The organism is Streptomyces olivochromogenes, from assembly GCF_001514115.1.
In the GTDB taxonomy this organism is placed as follows: Bacteria; Actinomycetota; Actinomycetes; order Streptomycetales; family Streptomycetaceae; genus Streptomyces; species Streptomyces olivochromogenes.
In genome coordinates, this window is record NZ_KQ948455.1 from 69,553 (window position 1) to 89,984 (window position 20,432).

15 protein-coding genes are annotated in these 20,432 nt (G+C 70.5%); 10 read left to right on the top strand and 5 right to left on the bottom strand.

The annotated features are described in order from the left end of the window. The first annotated feature begins 141 nt into the window (after positions 1-141). The 3 genes from AQJ27_RS15465 to AQJ27_RS15475 all read left to right on the top strand — a co-directional run bounded on the left by AQJ27_RS15465 (position 142) and on the right by AQJ27_RS15475 (position 3,347). The gene (locus tag AQJ27_RS15465) at positions 142-615 is read left to right on the top strand and encodes a hypothetical protein (RefSeq protein WP_235613516.1); all 474 of its coding nucleotides are present in this window, start codon (positions 142-144) and stop codon (positions 613-615) included. 195 nt (positions 616-810) lie between these two features. After that, positions 811-2,163 (top strand): Dyp-type peroxidase, encoded by a 1,353-nt coding sequence (locus AQJ27_RS15470; RefSeq protein WP_235613517.1) that lies wholly within the window; start codon positions 811-813, stop codon positions 2,161-2,163. Positions 2,164-2,216: 53 nt separating this feature from the next. Next, positions 2,217-3,347: a catalase family protein gene (locus tag AQJ27_RS15475; protein ID WP_067368110.1), complete on the top strand. Its 1,131-nt coding sequence runs from the start codon at positions 2,217-2,219 to the stop codon at positions 3,345-3,347. A 109-nt stretch (positions 3,348-3,456) separates the two neighbouring features. On the opposite strand, the gene greA is transcribed toward AQJ27_RS15475, so the two are convergent. Then, positions 3,457-3,954 carry a transcription elongation factor GreA gene (gene greA, locus AQJ27_RS15480; RefSeq protein ID WP_054234773.1) on the bottom strand — a complete coding sequence of 166 codons (498 nt, stop codon included), beginning with the start codon at positions 3,952-3,954 and terminating at the stop codon, positions 3,457-3,459. A gap of 211 nt (positions 3,955-4,165) precedes the next feature. Next, a complete protein-coding gene (locus AQJ27_RS15485) occupies positions 4,166-4,567 on the bottom strand; it encodes a DUF4307 domain-containing protein (protein WP_067368113.1) in 402 nt (133 codons plus the stop codon). Positions 4,568-4,726: 159 nt separating this feature from the next. Between AQJ27_RS15485 and mca the strand changes: the two genes are divergently transcribed. Together mca and AQJ27_RS15495 are read left to right on the top strand one after the other, a co-directional pair. Continuing rightward, positions 4,727-5,587 carry a mycothiol conjugate amidase Mca gene (gene mca, locus AQJ27_RS15490; protein WP_067369239.1) on the top strand — a complete coding sequence of 287 codons (861 nt, stop codon included), beginning with the start codon at positions 4,727-4,729 and terminating at the stop codon, positions 5,585-5,587. A gap of 1 nt (position 5,588) precedes the next feature. Next, the gene (locus tag AQJ27_RS15495; RefSeq protein WP_067368117.1) at positions 5,589-5,855 is read left to right on the top strand and encodes a hypothetical protein; all 267 of its coding nucleotides are present in this window, start codon (positions 5,589-5,591) and stop codon (positions 5,853-5,855) included. A gap of 110 nt (positions 5,856-5,965) precedes the next feature. Here AQJ27_RS15495 and AQJ27_RS15500 read toward each other — a convergent pair whose 3' ends face one another. From AQJ27_RS15500 to AQJ27_RS15510, 3 genes are read right to left on the bottom strand one after another with little or no spacing between them, the layout of a single operon-like run. Further along, positions 5,966-7,285: a hypothetical protein gene (locus tag AQJ27_RS15500; protein ID WP_067368119.1), complete on the bottom strand. Its 1,320-nt coding sequence runs from the start codon at positions 7,283-7,285 to the stop codon at positions 5,966-5,968. A 5-nt stretch (positions 7,286-7,290) separates the two neighbouring features. After that, on the bottom strand, positions 7,291-9,066 hold the full coding sequence (locus tag AQJ27_RS15505; RefSeq protein WP_067368121.1) for a tetratricopeptide repeat protein: 1,776 nt from the start codon (positions 9,064-9,066) through the stop codon (positions 7,291-7,293). A gap of 35 nt (positions 9,067-9,101) precedes the next feature. Continuing rightward, positions 9,102-12,302, bottom strand: a complete 3,201-nt coding sequence (locus AQJ27_RS15510) for a tetratricopeptide repeat protein (RefSeq protein ID WP_067368123.1) — start codon at positions 12,300-12,302, stop codon at positions 9,102-9,104. 156 nt (positions 12,303-12,458) lie between these two features. Here AQJ27_RS15510 and AQJ27_RS15515 point away from each other — a divergent pair, with 156 nt between their 5' ends. From AQJ27_RS15515 to AQJ27_RS15535, 5 genes are all read left to right on the top strand, one after another. Next, positions 12,459-13,769, top strand: a complete 1,311-nt coding sequence (locus AQJ27_RS15515; RefSeq protein WP_067368126.1) for a recombinase family protein — start codon at positions 12,459-12,461, stop codon at positions 13,767-13,769. A 63-nt stretch (positions 13,770-13,832) separates the two neighbouring features. Beyond that, entirely contained in the window at positions 13,833-15,863 is a 2,031-nt protein-coding gene (locus AQJ27_RS15520) for a thioredoxin domain-containing protein (RefSeq protein WP_067368129.1), read from the top strand. Positions 15,864-16,065: 202 nt separating this feature from the next. Further along, positions 16,066-17,319 carry a glycosyltransferase gene (locus AQJ27_RS15525; protein ID WP_067368135.1) on the top strand — a complete coding sequence of 418 codons (1,254 nt, stop codon included), beginning with the start codon at positions 16,066-16,068 and terminating at the stop codon, positions 17,317-17,319. Between the two features lie 154 nt (positions 17,320-17,473). After that, positions 17,474-19,144, top strand: a complete 1,671-nt coding sequence (locus AQJ27_RS15530; protein ID WP_067368138.1) for an ArnT family glycosyltransferase — start codon at positions 17,474-17,476, stop codon at positions 19,142-19,144. Further along, entirely contained in the window at positions 19,141-20,346 is a 1,206-nt protein-coding gene (locus AQJ27_RS15535) for a glycosyltransferase (RefSeq protein ID WP_067368141.1), read from the top strand. Before AQJ27_RS15530 ends, AQJ27_RS15535 begins: the two co-directional genes overlap by 4 nt. Positions 20,347-20,432 lie beyond the last annotated feature (86 nt).

Genomic DNA, 20,432 nt, shown 5'->3' on the forward strand with positions numbered 1-20,432 from the left:
GATCTGTGGCAGGTGAATCTCACGATGACTGCGACGACAGGTGCGGCCCCATCAGCTCAGCCCGAGCGCCCGGGCAGGTCCGATGGGGTCTGTAGCGAGTTCACCGTCTTTACCAAGATCAAGCCGGGCCACGCTGATGCGTTGCGTGAGGATCTCGCCGCGATGGCCGACGCTGCGGCCGACGAGAACGTGCATGCGGCGGTGCGTCAGATCGGTACCCTGCACGACGCGCGGCACGTGATCTTCGACAACGACACCCGGTTCATGTTCGCCAGTGTCTTCGACGGCTCCTGGGACACGTACATCGACGACTTCGCCCAGACGGTGGTCGGGGCCCGCTTCGACAAGGTCTTCTCGCACAGCGAAGGGTTCCCCGGCGTCACCGACCCAGGGGTGAAGGACTGGTTCGTCGCCCACCAGGAGCCCGCGGGGGTTTTCGTCAGCGCCTATCCCGATCTGACCGTTCAGCAGATCTACAAGGACCACCGTGTGGAGGAGGCGTTCGAGGCGGTGCTGGACACCGCCGAGTTCCGGGCGGCGCTGGACAACCCGGCGAACGCCGAGTTGCTGGCCACGCCGGCCTTCCAGAAGCTGCTGGAGGAAGCCGCGGCCTAGAAGTCGGACACGACCGACCTCGGACACGACCGACCTCGGACACGACCGACCTCGGACACGACCGACCTCGGGCACGACCAACCCTCAGACACGACCAACCCTCAGAGCCGACCGAACACCGGTGGACCGCGTCGGGCGCGGGTCGGCCGCCGCACGTCTGCCCACGCACAGGCCGCTATGGAGGCACAGGCGATCATGAACACGGTGGCAAGCGGCAGCGCAGCCGGCATGGGCGTGGAGATCGACGACGTCCAGAGCGGGGCACTGCGTCCACGGCCCGTGCCGTACGAGGGAAAGTTCGTCTTCCTGCGGGTCGACGACCGCCACGCCGGGCGCGCCCTGCTGCGGCGGCTGCTGCCGGTGACCGCGGGCGGGCTGCCCGGCGTGGACCGGAGCAAGGATGCCTGGGTGGCCCTGGCGTTCACCTATCAGGGGCTGAGCGCCCTGGGGGTGCCCCAGGAGTCGCTGGACAGCTTTCCGCGGGCGTTCCGTGAGGGCATGGCCGCTCGGGCGGAGCTGATCGGCGATGTGGGCGAGAGTGCCCCGGCCCACTGGGAGGAGCCGTTCGGAACGGGCGATGTTCACATCGCGTTGAGCGCTCTCTCCTCCGACGCGGCGCAGCTGGACAGGGAGCTGGAGCGGGCCCGCGTCGCCTACGAGGACACGCCCGGTGTCCAGGTGATCTGGCAGCAGGAGGTCCACCAGCTCCCGACCGGGCGCACCACGTTCGGATTCCGCGACGGCATCAGCCATCCGAACATCGAGGGCGTCGGACTGCCCGGCTCCAACCCGCAGGAAGCGCCCATCAAGGCCGGCGAGTTCATCCTCGGCTACCCCGACGAGACCGGCAATCTGCCACCCATGCCCAGCCCCGATGTGCTGGGGCGCAACGGAACCTACGCGGCCGTTCGCAAGATCCACACCAACGTGGCGGCCTGGCGGCAGTACCTGCGCGCGAACACCTCCAGCGCCGAGGAAGAGGCACTCCTGGCGGCGAAGATGGTCGGCCGCTGGCCCAGCGGGGCGCCGCTGACGCTGACGCCGGAGCACGACGATCCGGAGCTGGCGGCCGATCCGCACCGCAACAACGACTTCCTGTACCGGGAGAACGACGATCGAGGCTTCCGGTGCCCCGCCGGTGCGCACATCCGGCGCACCAACCCCCGCGATTCCACCATCATCGGCGACGCGCGGATGCACCGCCTCATCCGCCGCGGCACCACCTACGGCCCGCCGCTGCCGGAGGGCGTGCTGGAGGACGACGGCGCCGACCGGGGTCTGGTCGGAGTCTTCCTCGGAGCACACCTTGAACGACAGTTTGAATTCATCAAGGCCGAGTGGGTCAACGACGGCAACTTCATCGGCTATCCCGGCGAGAAGGACCCGGTGGCCGGGCATCACGGCGGAACCGGCAGCGTCACCATCCCCGAGAAGCCGGTCCGGCGCCGTCTGCGGAATCTGCCGAGCTTCGTGGTCACCCGGGGCGGTGAGTACTGCTTCGTGCCGGGTCTGCGTGCCCTGCGCTGGCTCGCCGAGCTGGAGGACTGAGGGCGATTCCTACCCCTGAGGCCCCACACGGTCTTCGAGAAGAGGTCGAAGTCATGGCAGCACAGTTCGTCCGCTACACGCCTGACGTCGAAGACGACGACCCGGACTTCGACCGCAACCTGCAGACGGTGATCGAGAAGACCGAGAGCTACATCGCCGAGTCGGTCGAGGCCGGTGGCACCGGACGGGCCCTGCGCGACGCCCACGCCAAGGGCTACGGGCTGGTCCGGGGGGAAGTGGAGATCCTGGACGGGCTTGCGCCCGAGTACGCCCAGGGAATCTACGCGACTCCGGGAACCCACGACGCGCTCATCCGCTTCTCCAACGGCTCGCCTCACGCCGGAGCCGACGCGCGACTGGGCGCCGCCACCGGACTGGCGCTGAAGATCTTCGACATCCCCGGCCCGACCCTGCTGGAAGACGAACCGGACACGGGCACATTCGACTACGCGAACATCAACGGACCGATCTTCTTCTGCAACACGGTCGAGCACTACCTGTTCATCCAGGAACTGTTCCTGAACGCGCCGGCCTACTTCTCCCAGGGCCGACCCGGCGCACGTCGTTTCTTCACCGAGTTCGTGACCGGAAAGGGAACGCTGGACCAGGACAACTGGGCGTGGGACGAGTTCCTGGCCTTCCTGCGCCTGTCGAAGACCCCTCCGGCGAACCTGCTGCTGTCGAGCTACTGGACGATGGGCGCGGTCCGGCACGGGGACCACATCGCCAAGGTGCGCATCACCCCCGACCCGTCCTACGCCGCCGCGGTGGTCCGGCGCACCATCGACCCGGCCTCCGCGCAGGAGGTCTTCCGGCCGGCCCTGCAGGCCGAGCTGCAAGAGCAGCCCTACGCCTTCGACATCCAGGTACAGCTCTGCACCGACCTGGAGCGCATGCCGGTGGAGGACACCACCGTGGAGTGGCCCGAGCAGCTCTCGCCGTCCGTCACCGTGGCCAGACTGCGGCTGCCGCAGCAGGACATCTCCGGCCCGGAAAACCTGGAGAAGATGGACTCACTGTCCTTCACGCCCTGGCGGGTCACCGCCGAGCACGCACCGCTGGGCAACATCATGCGGGCCCGCAAGGAGGTCTACCGGCGATCCTCCATCGAGCGCCACAAGCTCAACCAGCAGCCGCGCACCGAGCCCCGCAGCGCCGACGAGGTACTCGGCCCGGCCCGCTGAAGCCGCCGGTGACGGCGGTGACGCGGGCGTGCAGACGCGGGCATGAAGACGCGGGCGTGACGATGCCCCCGGCACGGCCGGGGGCATCGTCGCAGTGGTCGGTCCCGGCTCAGCCCTTGTAGGGCTCGGCCTTGAGGATCTTCACCGAGGCGAGCTTGCCGTTGGGCAGCTCGTACTGGGCGTCCTCGCCGATCTTCTTGCCGTTCACGCCGGAGCCCAGGGGGGACTGGGGCGAGTAGGTCTCGATGTCGGCGCTGGCGTACTCGCGCGAGGCGAGCAGGAAGTCCAGCGTGTCGTCCTCGTCGCCGTCGAAGGCGATGGTGACGACCATGCCGGGGGCGACCATGCCGTCCGCCGCGGGGGCCTCGCCCACCTTGGCGTTCTCCAGGAGCTGGGTCAGCTGGCGCACACGGAGCTCCTGCTTGCCCTGCTCTTCCTTGGCCGCGTGGTACCCGCCGTTCTCGCGCAGGTCGCCCTCCTCGCGCGCGGCCGCGATCTTGGCGGCGATCTCCGTGCGCGCAGGACCAGACAGGTAGTCCAGCTCGGCCCTGAGCTGGTTGTACGCCTCCTGGGTCAGCCAGGTGACGTTCTCGCTGGTCTGGGTCACAGGTGCTCCTCGTAGGTACTGGGAATACAAAGCATCGCCCTACCCAGAAGAATGTGCTTTCACGGGTGGGCGAAACCACGAGCCTAACAATTCCCGGGCAGAAGGGGGAGGACATAAGACATCAGAATTACGTCAACGCAGGTCAGCGCATAGGTGCCAAGGATGATGCCGGACGTGGCGGGCGGTGCGAGGGGGACGACAGCGGGTGGTGTCAGTCGGCGTGGCAGCCGAGCAGCTCCGCCGTGCCGCCGCGCGAGGTGGTACGGAGCGTGACGACCTTGTCGATACGGGAGGAGTCCTGGTCGAAACGGAAGTCCGCGCGGCCCACCTCGCTGCCGTCGTCGGCCTGCGAGCGCAGCGTGCAGTAGCCGTGGGCGCTCGCGTCCTTGCGCACCTCCAGGTGCACCTCGACCGCGTTGTCCGAGACGGCCTTGAAGGTGATCACCTCGGCGCTGATCTTGTTCGAGAAGACGTAGTAGTAGGCGAACCAGCCCATCAGGGCGAGCAGGGCCACGCCCAGCACACTGCCGATGACCTTGAGTTTCCGGTCCGCGCGCTCGTCCTCGGAGCGGCCGTACCGGCCCTCGGGCAGCTGTGTGCTCGCCGTGCTCATGATCGTCCTCTCGGGGACGGGGTCCCGGAATTATTCGTCCCCCGATTCCGTCACTATAGAAGCCGCCCATGACGCCGAAACACGCCGGGCGCCGACTTGCCGACCGGCCCCACCGGCCGACTTACTGAGGATCGAGTCTTGACTGACCAGCTGCGACTGATGGCCGTGCACGCCCACCCCGACGACGAGTCGAGCAAGGGCGCGGCCACCATGGCGAAGTACGTGTCCGAGGGGGTGGACGTGCTGGTCGTGACCTGCACGGGCGGGGAGCGCGGCTCCATCCTCAACCCGAAGCTCCAGGGCGACCAGTACATCGAGGAGCACATCCACGAGGTACGCAAGAAGGAGATGGACGAGGCCCGCGAGATCCTCGGCATCAAGCAGGAGTGGCTCGGATTCGTGGACTCCGGCCTTCCGGAGGGTGACCCGCTGCCGCCGCTCCCCGAGGGCTGCTTCGCGCTCGAGGACGTGGACAAGGCGGCCGGAGAGCTGGTCAGGCAGATCCGTTCGTTCCGTCCGCAGGTGATCACCACGTACGACGAGAACGGTGGTTATCCGCACCCCGACCACATCATGACCCACAAGATCTCGATGGTGGCGTTCGAGGGGGCGACGGACACCGAGAAGTACCCGGAGTCCGAGTACGGCCCGGCGTTCCAGCCGCAGAAGCTCTACTACAACCAGGGCTTCAACCGCCCGCGCACCGAGGCGCTGCACAGCGCGCTGCTTGAGCGCGGTCTGGAGTCGCCGTACGGGGACTGGCTGAAGCGGTGGAGCGAGTTCGAGCGCACCGAGCGCACGCTGACCACGCACGTTCCGTGCGCGGACTTCTTCGAGATCCGTGACAAGGCGCTGATCGCGCACGCCACGCAGATCGACCCCGACGGCGGCTGGTTCAAGGTCCCGATGGAGATCCAGAAGGAGGTCTGGCCGACCGAGGAGTACGAGCTCGCCACCTCCCTGGTCGACACATCCCTCCCCGAGGACGACCTCTTCGCGGGCATCCGCGACAATGCCTGATATGAGCGCAAGCCTGGCACTGACGCACCTCGTTCCCCTCGCCAAGGAGGTCGACGAGAACAAGGTCACCCCCGGCGTCCTCGGTTTCATCGTCTTCGCGGCGTTGGCCCTGGCGGTGTGGGGCCTGATGAAGTCCATGAACCGGCACATGGGGAAGGTCACCTTCGAGGAGGATCCGGAGAAGCCCGGGAAGGGCGCCGCGGTCTCCGGCAAGGGGAGCGGCTCCGGTGCCGGCCCCGGCGGGAAGGCCTCGCCCGCGAAGGGCTGAGCCTGGTGTACGGACTCCGGCCACGGTGACCGGAGTCCGCACCCTCACCCTCGGCACCGTCCACTCGTACGACGGGGTCCCTCCGTACGTGGGGGCGGCCGTCGGCGCGGTCATGCCGTGGCCCGCTCCAGCCTGTTGTCCATGCCGCACTGCAGGGCGTACGCGAAGCCGAGCGGGTTGCTCCACGCGTCGGCGAAGTGCCGGGCGAGCCCGTGGACGATCTCGCCCGCGGTCTCCCGGCCGCCGAGATAGCGGGTCACGTACGCGTGGGCGTACTCGGCGGCGAACAGCTGCGGCATCTCGATCTGCGGCCCCAGCACCCCGCCCGCGCCCGCCTCGATGAGCGCGCCGCCCAGGCGTGCCGGCTCGGCGGTGGCGGGCAGCCCGGCGTAACCGGCGTTGAGGAACACCAAGGGGCGCTGCGCGAGCAGGGGTTCGGCGGGGCCGCGCTCGGCGAGGACCGCAGGGACGTCGATGTCCTTGCCGTCGCTCAGCCGAAGGACGAACAGCGGGGCGCTGTCGTCGGCGACGGGTCTGAAGTGCCCGTGGCACCAGAAGTACATCAGCTGCTCGTCGAGCCCGCCGGAGCGCAGGGCGCGCAGCAGTTCGTCGCGCAGGGCGCGTTCGACGCGGACGGTACCGGTGGCGAGGGCGCTTTCGACCTCGGCGGCCCGGGTGACGCCCTGCGGGTCGATGCCCTTGTCGTGATTCAGGCTCACCACCGGTGACGAGGGCGGCAGCGGGGCGTCGTGCTCGTCGCCGGCGGGGACCGGGAAGCGTGGGTGGTGGCCGCCGGTCTGCTCGATCTGGTGCCGGTAGCCGAGGAAACGGCGGAAGGGGTCGCCGCCGGGGCCGTCGGGCCCGTCGGGCCCGTTCGCGGTGTCCTCGGGCAGCGCGAGCATCGGCCAGGGCAGGAACAGGTCGGAGTCGACGCGGATGCGCAACGGCTCCTCGCGGCTCAGCGCGTCGGTCAGGATCTCGCCGAAGCGCCGGGTGCCCCGGCCGCCGTCGCCGAGCAGCTCCCCGTACAGCAGGTGGGAGCCCTGGCGGGCGAGCTCGTCGAGGATCCCGCGCAGTTCCTGCCGTGGCTCGGCGGTGAGATCCGGGCAGGTGGCGTACGGGAAGTGGGGGCGGCCCCCGACCGGGATTCCGTGCTCGTCGACGGGCTGGAAGTCGACCAGCTCCCGTTTCCACAGCGCCCGCAGATGCGCCGCGGCGGCGGTGACGGCGGCCGGCTTCACATTCAGCCGCAGCGCGTGCTCGGTCGTGGACGGGGGCGCGGCCGGGCCGTACATCCGGGCCCGGATGTGGTCGTCGGCGTGGGCGTCGAGGGCGAGGACCAGGTCCGGGTGACGGACGGTGGGGGCCGGGCGGCGGGTGAAGCCGCGGCTGGGGTCCTGGACGACCTGGCTGAGAAGTTCGCGTGCCATCGGGCTCAGGCCCTCCGCGCGGACGGGCGGGGCGCGGGAGGGGTGGGCCGGTGCGGCCCCGGATCGGACGGGACGACGTCGATGTCGGCCTCGACCTGCTGGAGGACGGTTCCGGTGGCGGGGTCCTCGACAGTGAAACGCAGCCGGTGCGCGCCGGGGCGGTGCGGGGTGAAGCGGAACTCCGCCCCGTCGGCGGGGACGCCGTGCGGGGGGTCGATCTCCGCATGGCCGAGGGAGGTCGCGCGGGCCGTGAGCGGGGGGAGCGGGACGGTGGACCACGGGTGCCCGGGCCCGGGTACGACCTCGAGGGCGATACGGGCGGGCACGTCCGGGACGGGTGCGTCGTCGAGCAGGGTCAGCCGGACGTGGGCCCTGGAGTCGTCGGGGCGGTCGCGGTCACCGGGGCGTGGGAAGCCGGGACGCGGTTCGGGCTGGGTGTAGCGGGCGGCGCGTGGGATCAGCGGATCGCCGGCCTCGGTCCACCCGAGCGTGTCCAGCAGGGCGGTGGGGTAGCGGCAGGCCAGTTCGTACGGCGGCTCGCCGCCCGGGGACGGTCCGGCTTCGGCGAGGTCCACCCAGGCCTCGCCCGCCTCGTCGCCGATCCCATGGAACACATGGCGGATCTCGGCCGCCCACTCGCCGTTCAGGAAGCGGTGGGCGGGGGAGCGGAGCGCGTACTCCAGCATGGTCCAGGCCCGCCCGTGCGGACAGTCCGCCTCCTCGAAGAGTGCCAAGGCCCCCTCGAACAGCCGGTCGGCCTCGCGCCGACGCTCGCCCGTCCCCTCAGTCCCGCCCGTCCCCCCAGTGCCGCCCGTCCCGTCCACGCCGTCCGTCCCGTCCGCACGGGCCAGGGTCAGCGCGTGGTGGTGCAGTGTCCATGCCGTCCCGAGCCGGTCGGAGACCTCACGGAAGCGGCCCTGGACGTTCGTGAACTCCTCCTGCCAGGGAAAGCCGGGCTCGTCCGCCCGTGCCACGGTCCACCACAGGTGCGCCCAGGCGGCGCCGCGCCGGTCGCCCGCGCGCTCGTGCAGCCGACGCGCCTCGGCGAGGGCGTCCGGGTCCGGGGTGCCCGACCCCGTGGCCAGCCGCGCGAGTTCGCCGACCGCCCACGCCTCGCCCGGCGTCTCACCGACCGCCCGGAACGTCTCCCGCGCGGTGTGCAGCAGCCTCCGCGCGTCCTCGGCCCGGCCGCGTAACCGGCACATCCGCCCGTACAGGAAGACCGCCCACGCCTCGCCGCGCCGGTCGCCCGCGACCTGGTGGGCCTCCACGGCCCGCCGCAGCAGCGGTCCGGCCGCGCGCGGATCACCCCGGTCGCAGTGGACGGCGGCCCGGTCGAGCAGTGCCCAGCCGTCGGCGCATCGGTCGGAGGGGAGGGCGGCGGTGTCCTCCCGGGCGTCCGTCGTGCCCACCAGAAGGAAGGACTCCGACTCGGCGAAGGCGCCGATCAACTCGGCGAGAAGCGACCCGTCCGCCGCCCCTGCGGGGACTCCGTCCACCACCACGACGCAGGGATGTACGACGAACCCGCCCCGGCAGGCCTCGACGACCGTCCCCGCCACCTCGTCCGGCGTCCGCCCGGCCTCCCCCGACCGCTCCCCGGCGTCCGCCACCTGTAATCGGTACACCGCAAGCCCCGCCTCGTCCGCGACCTCCCGTGCCACGGCGCCGAGAAACGCGGACCGGTCCGAGTCGGGTCCGCCGCTCACCACCAGGAGCCCTCTGGTCTCCAACTCCCGCCGCCCTGCATCGAGTTCGCGCGTGCGCCCGACGAACGACACCGAAGTCCCCCTCGTACCCGAACATCCCCACCGCGCTAGCGCGCCGCGGTCACCGCCACCCCCATGACCTCCCGGGCGTGCCGGCTCGGCACCATTCCCAGGCGCCAAGCCTGCCATCCCGCGCCCAGGTCGACCCCCCGTTCCAGCAAGAGCTGGTAGGCCTCCACGTAGTCGTCGAGCTTTCCGTCGCGCAGCGGGTGGCCGGTGCGGGAGAGCTGCGCCAGTTCCTCCTGGGCGACGGCGCTGCCCACTTCGAGGCCGCCCGGGGAGCCGTACGGCAGAAGGGTGCACCTCAGGAACCTGGCCCAGTCCTCACCGCGCCGGTCCCCGTACGAGGCGAACAGGCCGGCCGCCTCGTCGCACAGGGCGAGGGCCCCCGGCGTACGGGCGTTCCCGGCGTCGACCACCGCCAGCTCCAGGCAGGTCCACGCCTCGCCGTGGGCCACGCCGATGCGCTGGAAGTCGGCGCGCGCGTCCACCAGGAGCTGGCGGGCGAAGCCCGAGTTGCGCAGGGAGCCGGTCTGGGCGGCCCGTTGGTCGCGGGTGACGCGCGCCGAGTGGTGACGGGCGCAGGCGAGCCCGTACACGTCCCGCATCCGCGAGAACATCGTGCGGGAGCGTTCCAGTTCACGGACCGCCTGGTCCAGGTTGCCGGTCTCCTCCAGGGACTGGCCCAGGTAGTAGATCGTCCATGCCTCGCCGCGCGCGTCCTCGTTCTCCCGGTGCCGGGAGGCCGCCTGGCGCAGGTCCTCGGCCGCGGTGGACGGGTCGCCGTCGACGAGGCGGGCGCGGGCCAGCTGGGTCAGGGCCCAGGCCTCGCCGCGGGCGTCGCGCGTACGGCCGTACAGGTCGAGGGCGTCACGCAACTCCCGTTCCGCGCGCGGAACGTCGCCCATCCGCAGGCCCAGCTGGCCGAGCTGGAAGTGGGCCCACGCCTCGCCGTGCACGGACTCGCCCGCGCGGTGCAGGACCAGGGCCTCGGTGAGCAGGTTCAGGGCGAGGGCGAGATGGCCCCGGTCGCGTTCCACGGCGGCCAGCGCGTGCATCGTCCACGCGCGGTCCGTCTCCAGCTCGGGGGAGGCCTGCAGGTCCATGGCCTCCTGGAGCTTGGCGGCCGCCTCGGTGAGGTTGCCCTGGTGGTGGAGGGTGATGCCGAGGGAGCCCAGGGCCCGGGCCGCGCCCGCGTCGTGGTGCGCCTCGAAGTAGAGGTTCACCACGGACGACAGGGTGGTGTGGGCCTTGTCCAGCTCGCCGAGCTGGCGGGCCGCGATACCGGTGCGCCACTGCACCGAGCGCACCAGCAGTCCCTGGTCGACGGCCTGCGTCAACTCGCTGATCTCGCCCAGGCGGTAGAGGTCGCCGCGCAGCAGGCAGTAGTCGCACAGGGCGCCGAGGAGGTTCAGTACGGCCGCTTGGTTCACGCCTTCCGCGTGGCGCAGGGCGGCCGTGATGAAGCTCGACTCGTCGTCCAGCCAGCGCAGGGCCGCGTCGAGGGACGTGAAGCCGTGCGGTCCGAACTGGTCGGCTCGTGTCGACGTCTTGCCGTCGACCAGGCGGATCACCGCGTCGGCCAGCTCCGCGTAGTTCACGATCAGGCGCTCCTGGGCCGCCGTCCGTTCGGACGGCTCCTCCTCGTCGAGCAGCCGCGCCTGGGCGAAGCCTCGGACGAGGTCGTGCAGCCGGTAGCGGCTGCCGCGGACGTGATCGATGAGGCCCGCCTGCGCGAGCGCGGTGAGGTGGCGGGTGGCCTCCTGTTCGTCCGTCGCCAGCAGGGAGGCAGCGGCGGCGGCGCCGAGCGAGGCCCGGCCGGCCAGCGCCAGCCGGCGCAGCAGGCGCCTCGCGGTGTCGGTCTGGTCGGTGTAGCGCAGCCACAGCACCCGCTCGACCGGCTCCACGGGGCCGTACGCGCCGAGGTCGGAGGCCAGCTGGCGCGGGGTGCGCGGGCCGAGGGAGGAACCCGCGATGCGCAGGGCGAGGGGGAGGCTGCCGCACAGCTCCCGTACCCGGTCGGAGGCCTCGGCGTCGTACGGGTCCGGCTTCTCCTGCGCCGCCGCGTTCAGCAGTTCCTCGGCGCCCGCCGCGTCCAGGGCGTCGACCGGGAGCTGGTGCACCCAGGCGGGGAGGTCGGCGGGCAGGTCGAGCGGTTTGCGGGCCGTGACCAGGACCAGGCTGTCCGAGCGCTCGGGGACCAGGGTGCGGACCTGCTCCGCGTCGCTCGCGTCGTCGAGGACGATCGTGACCGGCAGGCCCGTCAGATGCTGGTGGTACAGCTCGCCGAGGCGTCTGGCCTGCTGGTCCTGCGAGGAACGCTCACGGAAGAGGAGCTGCTCGCGGGGTGCGCCGAGCCGGTTGAGGAGGTGGAGCATGGCGTCGCGGGTGGTGAGGGGCGGCTCCTCGGTGCTGTCGCCGCGCAGGTCCACCACGCACGCGCCGCGGAACTGGTCCTTCAGGCTGTGCGCCGCCCGGATCGCGAGGGTGCTGCGGCCTGAGCCGGGGGCGCCGTGCAGGACGACCACGGTCGGCTTCGTCTCGGTGCTGGCGCGCGCCGCCTGCACCCACTGCGCCACCCGGGACAGCTCGGTCCGGCGCCCCGTGAACGGGCCGGCCGGCTCGGGAAGCTGCCCGAACGACTGCTCCAGCACGTTGCGCCTGCGCGCGGCGGCACTCTTGTCGGTGCGCCGCAGCTGGGGCGCACCCTGCTTGGCCCCCGCGGAGGCGCTGAGCACCCGCTGCTGATCGAGGAACGGCCGGATGCCCCGTACCTCCAGCGCCGTCAGCCACTGGAGCCGCAACTGCTCGGGGCCGCCCGGCTGGCCCAGGGCTCCCGCCCGGCGGCTCGCGGCCGGTACGTGCGAGGCGGTCACCTTGAGCACGGTGGCCGCCGCGCCCACCACGGCGACGGTCGCCCCCGCGCCGACGGCCGTTGCGGCCCCCGTGCCCAGCGCCAGGTCCGCCGCGCAGGCCGCGACGGCGGCAACCACCGCCACCAGCAGGGGAGTTCCGGCGCCCTCCCGGGCATACCGCTGTCCGAACGTCAGCCGTCCGGCCTCCGCCTCGTCCAGCGCTCGGGTGTACGCCCCGTACTCTTCGGCGGCGGCCTCCGCCATGGTGTCGAGCGCGGCCCGGGCCCGCGACAGCAACACGGCCCCGTCGCTCCGCCCGCCCGAGCGCCGTGCCTCTTCCTCCACGGCCCGGGTCAACAGCCGCTCGGCCTCAGCCCGATGGCCTTCCCGCATGTCACGTCCCCCTCCGGCGGCAACTCCTCTACGTTCAAGTGTCCTTGGTGGGGGGCGTGAGCGCGAGGGGGCCGAGATCGCGAGGCTGGTTCGGTGACTTGGAGATCACTCGCTCGTTCTTATGACTGTCGGTCTAAAAGTCGAACGGGGGAGATCGTGAACTACCTTGCCGCGCACGAGCCGACGGGCTTGATCCCGGTCGTGTCCTATGCGCGGACGTCCGAGGACGTCCGTCAGCGTGATGGGCACGGAGTGCGCTATCAGTTGCGGATCAATGAGCGGACCGCACGTGAACATGGCTGCACGGTGGTTGCGACGTACACCGACAACGGGCTTAGTGCCTCCAAGGAGGGGGCGGTGAGGCCTGGGTTCGACAGCCTGCTCGTCGACCTGGCCCGCGGGTGCACCGGCAGCGGACAGCCGATCTCCGGGGTCGTCTCAGTCGCGGACGACCGGTTGTATCGCCGAGTGGAGGATCTCGCCCGGTTCTTTGCCGCACTGACCAGTCGACCAGGGCGTATTCATGTCGATCCACGGGGCGTCCGGGACCCGTATTCGCAGGAAGGCCTGTTGCACGCTGTGCGATCGCTGGACGCGGCGGTCACGGAAACGCGGATAAGGAGTCGCCGGCTGTTGGACTGGCACTGGGCTCGCGCCATCGAGGGTGTGCCGCACAGCGGGCCGCGTCCCTTCGGCTGGCAGGAGGACAGGGTCACCCTGCGTTCTGAGGAGGCGAAGCTCGTCCGGCAGGCGATCATCGACCGCATCGGAGGGAAGGCGGTCCGGGCCATCGCGCGTGAGTGGTGCGGACTGGGGGTGGAAGGCACCCGTGGCGGTAGGCCCAACGCCCAGACCGTGACGCAGATCATGACCGCACCCAGGGTGTGCGGCTTTCGGGCCAACAGAGGCGAGTTGCTGCTGGTCCCGGAGACGGGGCAGCCGGTCCTCGGCCTGTGGGAACCCATCGTCGTGCCGAACCAGTGGCACGCGGTGTGCGCGACGTTTTCGCCCGGCAGCCTCTACCTGCACAGGGGCAGTGGTACGCCGAGACTCACAGGGAGGGGGACCGCTCCCCGGCACCTCGCCAGCGGCTTCCTTCGGTGTGGGGCGGAGCTACCGGACGGCACGACGTGTGGCGGCGCGCTGTGTGCCCAGAAGGGCAGAAGCAAGAGGAGCCCTTACGTGTACTCCTGTCGCAGTTGCAGGCGATGCAGCATCAGCGGGCCGCTGGCCGACGAGATCCTTGAACGACAGCTTTTCTCCGAGGTGAGAGGGGAGGTACGGCTGTCGGCGGCCGTGCGACACCGCTGGCAGTCCGGTGAGCTGGGCCTCGAAGAGAAACGAGAGATCATCGCGTCGGTCTTCACGCGCTGTCTCGTCCGACCTGGTGTGAAGGGAGACCATTCGTGGGACTACTCGCGGATTGAGACCGTGTGGCGCTGCGCTGATCAGGTAGCGCCGGCATGAGCGACCGTCCGAGGGTCGGGCCGCCCCACGACTGGATGGCCCCCGTCAGGCAGGATGGATGACATGCCGAACCGACTGGCCCACGAGACGTCCCCCTACCTGCTCCAGCACGCCGACAACCCCGTCGACTGGTGGCCCTGGTCGGCCGAGGCCTTCGATGAGGCCCGTGAGCGGGGCGTGCCCGTGCTGCTCAGCGTCGGCTATTCGTCTTGTCATTGGTGCCATGTCCTCGCACGGGAAAGTTTCGAAGACGAACAAATCGCGGCGTACATGAATGCTCACTTTGTGAACATCAAGGTCGACCGTGAGGAGCGGCCCGACGTCGACGCCGTCTACATGGAGGCCGTGCAGGCGGCCACGGGTCAGGGCGGGTGGCCCATGACCGTGTTTCTCACGCCGGATGCGGAGCCCTTCTATTTCGGGACGTACTTTCCGCCCGCGCCCCGGCACGGGATGCCGTCGTTCCGGCAGGTGCTGGAGGGGGTGCGCGGGGCCTGGACCGATCGCCGGGGCGAGGTCGCCGAGGTCGCGGGGAAGATCGTGCGGGATCTCGCCGAGCGGGAGATGAGTTTCGGGAGCGGCGAGGTGCCCGGCGAGGAGGACCTGGCAGGGGCGCTGCTCGGGCTCACCCGGGAGTACGACGCCTCGCGCGGCGGCTTCGGGGGCGCGCCCAAGTTCCCGCCGTCCATGGTGATCGAGTTCCTGCTGCGGCACCACGCGCGGACCGGTTCCGAGGGCGCTCTCCAGATGGCGCAGGACACCTGTGAGCGGATGGCGCGGGGCGGGATCTACGACCAGCTGGGTGGGGGGTTCGCGCGGTACTCCGTGGATCGCGAGTGGGTTGTGCCCCATTTCGAGAAGATGTTGTACGATAACGCACTTTTGTGCAGGGTGTATGCGCATCTCTGGCGTTCCACCGGCTCCGAGCTCGCCCGTCGCGTCGCGCTGGAGACCGCCGACTTCATGGTGGGCGAACTCCGCACGAACGAAGGCGGGTTCGCCTCCGCGCTCGACGCCGACAGCGACGACGGCACGGGCAAGCACGTCGAGGGTGCGTACTACGTGTGGACCCCGCGGCAGCTCCACGAGGTTCTCGGTGCGCAGGACGGCGAACTCGCCGCCCGGTACTTCGGGGTGACGCAGGAGGGGACCTTCGAAGAGGGCTCCTCCGTGCTGCAACTGCCGCAGCAGGACGAGTTGTTCGACGCGCAGAAGGTGGCCAGCATGCGGCGTCGGCTGCTCGCCGCGCGGGCCGAGCGGCCCGCTCCCGGGCGTGACGACAAGATCGTCGCCGCCTGGAACGGGCTCGCCGTCGCCGCCCTGGCGGAGACCGGCGCCTACTTCGACCGCCCCGACCTCGTGGACGCCGCGATCGCCGCCGCGGACCTCCTCGTACGGGTGCACATGGACGACCGGGCGCGACTGTCCCGTACCAGCAAGGACGGGCGGGCCGGGGCCAACGCGGGGGTGTTGGAGGACTATGCGGACGTCGCCGAGGGATTCCTCGCGCTGGCCTCCGTCACCGGGGAAGGGGTGTGGCTGGAATTCGCCGGGTTCCTGCTCGATCAGGTGATCACGCAGTTCACCGATCCCGAGTCCGGCGCGCTGTACGACACCGCGGCCGACGCCGAGCGGCTCATCCGCCGGCCCCAGGACCCCACCGACAACGCCACGCCCTCCGGCTGGAGCGCGGCGGCCGGTGCCCTGCTGAGCTATGCCGCCCAGACCGGCGCCGAGCCCCATCGGGCCGCCGCCGAAAGGGCGTTGGGCGTCGTGAAGGCGCTCGGGCCGCGTGCTCCCCGTTTCATCGGCTGGGGGCTCGCGGTGGCGGAGGCGCTGCTCGACGGGCCGCGTGAGGTCGCGGTCGTGGGGCCGGAGGGGCATCCCCTGACAAAAGCCCTGCACCGGACGGCGCTGCTCGGTACCGCGCCGGGTGCCGTGGTCGCCGTGGGCACTCCGGAGAGTGACGAGCTGCCGCTCCTTGCCGACCGCCCCCTCGTGCAGGGCGAACCCGCCGCGTATGTCTGCCGTAACTTCACTTGTGACGCTCCGACGACCGATCCCGACCGGCTTCGCACGGCTCTGAGCAGCTGAAACGCAGATCATCAGACCGTCCGTCAACCGGTTGAAACGCGACCGGTGTTCGAATCGTTCAGCAAATGATCCGACTGTGATGAAACACGCTCTTCACCAGATCAGCCTGTGCACTTCACAGATCGCCCATAGTCTTTGCGTCGTGACGCGGCGGATGTGACACATCGTCGCGACTGGGGGTTTTGGGATCTGGGGGGATCTGTTGCTCACGTCTGTCTTTATTGCGGCCATTTCGCTGGCCCTGTTCTGGATGGCGGCGTTCACTCTCTGGTGGCAGATGCACGCGTGGCGCACGCCCGAGGTGCTGGCGTCCACCAGGTTCAGCAGACCGGACGGCGATGACCGGCTGGCGTTCTCGCTGCTGCTGCCGGCCCGCCACGAACAGGCCGTGCTCGACCACACCATCCAGCGACTGCTGGAATCGAGCCACACCGACTTCGAGATCATCGTCATCGTCGGGCACGACGATCCGGAGACCACCGAGGTCGCCCGGCAGGCCGCGGCCCGCGACGAGCGGGTGCGGGTCGTCGTCGACCACCACGAGAAGAAGAACAAGCCGAAGGCCATGAACACGGCGCTGCCGCACTGCCGCGGCGACGTCGTCGGGGTCTTCGACGCCGAGGACCAGGTCCATCCGGAGCTGCTCGCCCACGTCGACCACGCGTTCCGCACGACGGGTGCGGACGTCGTCCAGGGCGGGGTCCAGCTCATCAACTTCCACTCCAACTGGTACAGCCTGCGCAACTGCCTGGAGTACTTCTTCTGGTTCCGCTCGCGGCTGCACCTGCATGCGCAAAAAGGTTTCATCCCGCTCGGCGGCAACACCGTCTTCGTTCGGACGGACGTACTGCGGGAAGCGGACGGCTGGGACCCCGAGTGCCTCGCCGAGGACTGCGACCTGGGGGTACGGCTCTCCAGCGTCGGCAAGAAGGTCGTCGTCGCCTACGACTCCGACATGGTGACCCGGGAGGAGACCCCGGGCAGCCTGGTGTCGCTGATGAAGCAGCGCACCCGGTGGAACCAGGGCTTCCTACAGGTCTACCGCAAGAAGGACTGGAAGCAACTGCCCGGCTTCGGACAGCGGTTGCTCGCCCGCTACACGCTGATGACGCCGTATCTGCAGGCCGTCTCCGGGGTGGTCATCCCGCTCAACGTGGCCATCGCGCTCTTCCTCGACGTGCCCGTCGGGATCGCCTTCATCACCTTCCTGCCGGCCGTGACCGCCCTGGTCACCTTCGTCTTCGAGCTCGTCGGACTGCACGACTTCGGCAAGCAGTACGGGCTGCGCGTCCGGTTCGTCCACTACCTGAAGCTCGTGGTCGGTGGCCCCTTCTATCAGGTGCTCCTCGCCGGTGCGGCCGTCCGTGCCGTATGGCGTGAGCAAAGAGGCCGCAACGACTGGGAGTTGACCAGCCATGTCGGCGCGCACCTCACCGAGGTCGAAGCGGCCCACTAGGACCTGAGGCCACCCGCCGGGCGTCCCCGCCGGCGGGCAGGCCTTGGTTCCGTACGCCTTGGTTCCGCATGCCCCGGTGTCGCAGGCCTCGGTGCTTCAGTCCTTGGGCCCGAACATCCCGAACGTACCGAAAGTCCCGAGAGGACCTTCCCGCGTGACCTCGACACTTCCCGCGGTGACCACGTCCACGGTCCCCGCGACGCGACCCGCCGCGCCCGACATCGTCCACGACCGCCCGCCGCTCCAGCGGCTGCGCACCTCGCGCGCCGACCTGCTGCTGTGCGGCGCCCTGCTGCTGGCGATCATCGTCGTGCAGGGCTGGAACATCACCGACTATCCGACCCTCAGCGACGACGAGGGCACCTACCTCGCCCAGGCGTGGGCCGTGCAGCAGGGCAAGGGCCTCGCGCACTACACGTACTGGTACGACCACCCGCCCCTGGGCTGGATCCAGATAGCCGCCCTGACCTGGATCCCCGCCCACATCAACCCCTCGCTGATGACGGTCGGCTCGATGCGCGTCGCGATGCTCGTGGTCAGTGCCGCCAGTGCGGTCCTGCTGTACGTCCTCGCGCGCCGCCTCTCGCTGCCGCGCTGGGCCGCGGGCCTCGCGATGGTGCTCTTCGGGCTCTCCCCGCTGTCGGTGGTGCTCCAGCGAGAGATCTTCCTCGACAACATCGCGGTGATGTGGACGCTGCTCGCGTTCTGCCTCGCCGCGTCCCCGAGCCGGCACCTCTGGCACCACTTCGGGGCGGGCATCGCGGCCGCGGCCGCCGTGCTCACCAAGGAGACGATGCTCGTCGTCCTGCCCGCGCTCCTGGTCACCATGTGGCGCCACGGCCACCGCGACACCCGCAAGTTCGCGCTCACCGGAGCCATCACCGCCTGCGTCCTGATCGGCCTCGCGTACCCGCTGTTCGCCCTGCTCAAGGGCGAGCTGTTCCCGGGCGCGGGCCATGTCTCGCTCTGGGACGGCATCACGTACCAGATGAGCCGCCCCGGCTCCGGCTTCATCCTCGACCCCGGCACCGGCTCGTACGGCGTGCTGCACTCCTGGCTCTACTACGACCGGGTGCTGATCATCGGAGGCCTCGCCGGAGCACTGCTGCTCCTGGCCACCTGGCGCTGGTCCGTCACCGCCCGCGCTCTCGCCGGACCCGCCCTCACGGTGGCGATCCTCGCCCTGGTGGCGCTGCGCCCGAGCGGCTATCTGCCCGCGATGTACATCATCCAGGCGCTGCCGTTCCTCGCGCTGGTCCTCGCCGGAGGCGCCGCCAGCCTCGCCCATCTGGTGCTGCGCAGGTGGCGCGGCGACGAGGAGAAGCCGTACGTCACCTGGGGACGGCGGGTGACGGCGGCCGCGCTCGTGGCGGTCGCCGCGCTCTATGTGCTGCCGCACTGGTACGACGGCGACCGCACCGCCGTGACCGCCGACGCCAACGCCCCCTACCGGGCGGCGGCCACCTGGCTGAAGACCGAGGTCCAGGACCCGGCCGACACCCGGGTCCTGGTCGACGACGCCCTCTGGCTCGACCTGGTCCACGACGGCTACCGCCCCGGGCTCGGCGTCATCTGGTTCTACAAGGCGGACCTCGACCCCGCGGTGACCAAGACGATGCCACGCGGCTGGAAGGACATCGACTACGTCGTCGCCTCGCCGACGGTGCGGCGTGACGCGGTCGACCTCCCCAACGTCAAGGCGGCCATCGAGCATTCGACGCCGGTCGCCACCTTCGGCAAGGGCGCCGACCGCATCGAGATCCGGAAGATCGACGAGAGCACGGGAAACACCATGACCACGACGACGTCCGGGGGCAGTCGATGAGCAGCTTCGAGAGCACCGTCCCCGAGGAGCTCGGCGATCCGGCCGTACGGGCGTCCGAGGTCCCTGAACCGGGCGCCGTCACCATCGTCGTACCGACCTTCAACGAGTCCGCGAACATCCGCGAACTCCTGCACCGGATCACCGAGTCGGTGCCCGCCCGGCTGCCCTGCGAGGTCGTCTTCGTGGACGACTCCACGGACGACACCCCCGAGGTGATCTCCCGGGAGGCGCAGGACTGCCCGTTCCCGGTGACCGTGCTGCACCGCGAGGAAGCCGTGGGCGGGCTCGGCGGCGCCGTCGTCGAGGGGCTGAAGGCGGCGAGCTCCGACTGGATCGTCGTCATGGACGGCGACCTCCAGCACCCGCCGTCCCTGATACCGGAGTTGGTGGCCTCGGGGGAGCGATCCGCCGCCGGGCTCGTCGTCGCCAGCCGGTACATCAAGGGCGGCAGCCGCGAGGGCCTCGCGGGCGGTTACCGCATCGCCGTCTCGCGGGGCGCGACCTGGCTGACCAAGACGCTCTTCCCGCGCCGACTGCGCGGTATCAGCGATCCGATGAGCGGCTTCTTCGCGATCCGCCGCAGCGCGGTCACCGCCGAGATCCTGCAGCCGCTCGGGTACAAGATCCTCCTAGAACTCGCCGTCCGCAGCCGCCCCCGCGAGGTCACCGAGGTGCCCTTCGTCTTCCAGGACCGGTTCGCGGGCGAGTCCAAGTCGACCGCGCAGGAGGGCTTCCGGTTCCTGCGCCACCTCGTCGGGCTGCGCACCGCCTCGCCGGTCGCCCGCATGGTCGTCTTCGGCCTGATCGGCGCCACCGGCTTCCTGCCGAACCTGCTCGGCCTGTACGCGCTCACCGCCGCCGGCCTGCACTACGTACCGGCCGAGATCCTCGCCAACCAGTTCGGCGTCGCCTGGAACTTCCTGCTCATCGAGCATCTGCTGTTCCGCGAGCGCCGAAAGCACCGCAGCTGGTGGGACCGGGTGGGCCGGTTCGCGCTGCTCGCCAACGCCGACCTGGTGCTGCGCATCCCGCTGATCGCCCTGTTCGTCGGCCACTTCGGGATGGGCGCCCTGTCCGCCACCGCGCTGGCCCTGGTGATGACCTTCGTCCTGCGTTTCGTGGGCACCGAGGCGCTGGTCTATCTGCCGCGCCGCAGCAGTGGGGCCGCGGGCGGGAGTCACACAAAGAGGAGAGCCGCGTGAAACATCTCGCACGACCCAGACGGAGAACCTCACTGCTGGCCGTGGCGGGCCTGGCCGCCGGGCTGCTGCTCGTCTCGCCCCAGCCC